This is a genomic window from Streptomyces sp. NPDC111744 (assembly GCF_055634995.1).
Map to the genome: position 1 here is coordinate 1 of NZ_JBVKCG010000070.1, position 2,701 is coordinate 2,701.

Below are 2,701 nucleotides of genomic sequence, written 5' to 3' on the forward strand. Positions count from 1 at the left end.
CCAGCCGTAGATCGGTATTTGGGCTGGTCAGCGGCCTGGTGGCGTGGAGTGTAGCGGGGCGTCAGGTGGACGGGACGGACTTCCCCACCGCGTCTCGGCGAATAGGTAGCCGCGCCGTTCGTAGTGGCTCTGGCGGGCGCGTGCCTGGTGGCGTCGTCTCCACCGTGACCAGGTCAGCGTGTGGTTGTGGCGTGCGGGGTGGTGCGGGGGTTCAGCTGCCAGGAGACGGCGGATCTCGGCCGGTGTGAGGTCCACGAGATCGGGCGTGTCGTCGCCGGGGCCCCCCTTTCCCGTTCCTGGGCGGCGATGGCGGCGAGGAACGCGTGGGCGAGCATGGCGAGGGTGATGTGCCGGTACCAGCCCGTGTAACGGCGGACCTCGTACTCGTCGAGGCCGCACTCGTTCTTCGCGGACTGGAAGCATTCTTCGATCTTCCAGCGGCATCCGGCGATCCTTGCGCGTCGCCCGCCCCAGCAGGCCACGGACACCGTAGATCCGCCCGGCCGAACCTGCTCGCCACCCGCGCGAACACCGAATCCAACTCAGCTGCCCAGAACGCGACTTCAGCCATCCCCTCCATACCAGGACAACGACAACTGCCAGCTCAGGACACGAACCGCTGCTGGAGTATTAGACCGTGTCCTACGTGGTGAGGCGGATGAGTCGCTTGTAGCAGCACAGGGCGGCGGCGAGTCCGAGAAAGGCCAGGTAGTTGCGGGGATCGCGCTCGTAGCGAGGGCTGAGCCGACGGTAGCCGGACAGCCACGACATGGTGCGCTCGATGACCCATCGGCGGCGCCCTAATCGTTCGCTGGACTCGACGCCCTTGCGGGCGATGCGGACGCCGATGCGCTTGCCGCGAAGCCACCTGCGCAGGTCCGGGCGGTCGTAGGCTTTGTCCGCATGCAGGCGTTGCGGCTTGAAGTAGCGGCCGCCGTGGGGGTCGTGTCTCGTTTGGTGACCCTCCACCATCGACTTCAGTCCTTCGCTGTCGTGGGTGTTACCCGCTGAGACGCCGACGAGGAGGGGCAGTCCGTTCGCGTCCGACAGAACGTGCATCTTGGAACCCGGCTTGCCTCGGTCCACGGGGCTCGGACCTGTGTGTTCGCCCCCTTTTTGGCCGGACGTGGGCGGTGTCGAGGACGACGCGGGTGACGTCGATGAGGCCGGCGTCGTCGAGCCGGTGCAGCACGGCCTCGTGCAGCCGGCCCCAGACACCTGCTCTGGACCAGATGAGGAACCGGCGGTGGGCGGTCGACTTCGATATGCCGAAGCACGGCGGCAGAGCTCGCCAGGCGCAGCTGCTGACCAGCACGTAGATGATCGTGGCGAAGAGCGTCTCATCAGGCGTGTCCTGCGTTCCCCCGCCCTGCGGTCGCACCCTCGACGGAGGGATCAACGGCTTCGCGATCTCCTACAGCCCGTCCGGAACAATCCAACTCCACGTACCCCGCCCCATACCGAGCTCAACGACGCCTCACCACGTAGGACACGGTCTTAAAAGATGTGGGCTTCCAGCACTTCCTCGATCCGATGGGTCAACAGATTGCCGTGGTCGAGCACGGCCTGGAGTGAGCAGGCGTTGAATGCGCGGGCCCACGACTCGTTCCAGGTACGGGGTGGATCTTGATGAACAGGCCCCGCAGCCATGGTCGTCGAGGCGACAGACCGACACCGCTAAGCGACGCCCCCGGCCGACCCGTCGCTGGCACGGCACGGAGCCGATCTGTCTTTGAGCGCGGTGGCGTGGTGTTTGCCCTTGCCGACGTCCAGGCCGAGGCAGGCGTCGATGTCGCTGGCCTGCTCCTGATCAGCGGTCTAGCCAGTGTCTCCGGTGCTGCTGTGTCTGTTGGGTCACCGTTTTGTGCCCTGAGAGGCAGGGTTGGGTGTGGTTGGTGGGTGTGGTTGTGGGTGGTGTTTAGGGTCGGGAGCGGCTGCTGCTTTTTTGGCTGGATTCCCGGGTGCGAGGGGGTGTTCTGAGTGATGTGGCTGCTCGACGGTCTTCTTAGAAGACGGGGCCTCGGCCGGCCTGCAGTGCCTGCCGCGCGTCTCGGTCTGTTCGGCATGCGGCGGCGCTCGAAGTCCGCGGGGATCGAGCAACTGCGGGCCTGGATAGCCAGCACGCAGGGTCTGGACGCGGTTGGGATTGTCGACGCCTTGCACCACGCGCGGGAGGAAGCGCAAGCGACGCCGCAGCAATTCGGGATCTATGCCTACCGGCACCAGCCGGACGACGCCATCGCCTACCGTACGCGCCTGGACTCTCTGCGGAACGAGATCAAGAATCTGGCCCGCGCCGACCAGGCCGTGCTGTCCACGCAGGACTGGACGGTCAACGGGTCGGGACGCGAAGGACGCCAGGCAGCCCGGAAATTCTCCAAGTTGGTGCTCAGGGCGTACAACGCCGAGGCGGACTACGCCGTGCGGACCATGAAACCGTACCGTCTCGCCTCGCACGTCGACCGGCTCTGCAAGAGCAGGGAGACCATCGCCAAGCTCGGCACGACCATGCACATCTGCATCTCCGACGCATACCACGACGCCCGTGTGCGGGAGCTGTACCTGACGGCGGACTTCCTGCAGAAGGAGGAGGAGAGGGAGGTCCAGCAGGAGAACAGGGCCCGTGAGTGCCAGGAGGCCATCGTGCAGGAGAATTTGGACAACGAGCGGGAAAAGCCACAGCTGGAGCAGAGCCAGTAAC

The 2,701-nt window shown here is 65.9% G+C and carries 2 protein-coding genes and 1 pseudogene; 1 reads left to right on the forward strand and 2 read right to left on the reverse strand.

Features of this window, described 5'->3' with window-relative positions; genetic code table 11:
* Positions 1-173 precede the first annotated feature (173 nt).
* Positions 174-455: pseudogene (locus ACZ7OO_RS44005) on the reverse strand (IS701 family transposase); the annotation flags it as partial.
* Positions 456-642: 187 nt separating this feature from the next.
* A protein-coding gene (locus ACZ7OO_RS44010; protein WP_471513003.1) for an IS5 family transposase occupies positions 643-1,411 on the reverse strand; the annotation gives its coding sequence in 2 pieces (ribosomal slippage) (positions 643-1,120 and positions 1,119-1,411; 771 coding nt in all).
* A gap of 572 nt (positions 1,412-1,983) precedes the next feature.
* Between ACZ7OO_RS44010 and ACZ7OO_RS44015 the strand changes: the two genes are divergently transcribed.
* Entirely contained in the window at positions 1,984-2,700 is a 717-nt protein-coding gene (locus ACZ7OO_RS44015) for an SNIPE associated domain-containing protein (protein ID WP_471513002.1), read from the forward strand.
* Position 2,701 lies beyond the last annotated feature (1 nt).

Excerpts from the sequence above, each read along its gene's own strand:
- ACZ7OO_RS44015 (WP_471513002.1), top strand. The coding sequence starts at position 1,984 with ATGTGGCTGCTCGACGGTCTTCTTAGAAGACGGGGCCTCGGCCGGCCT.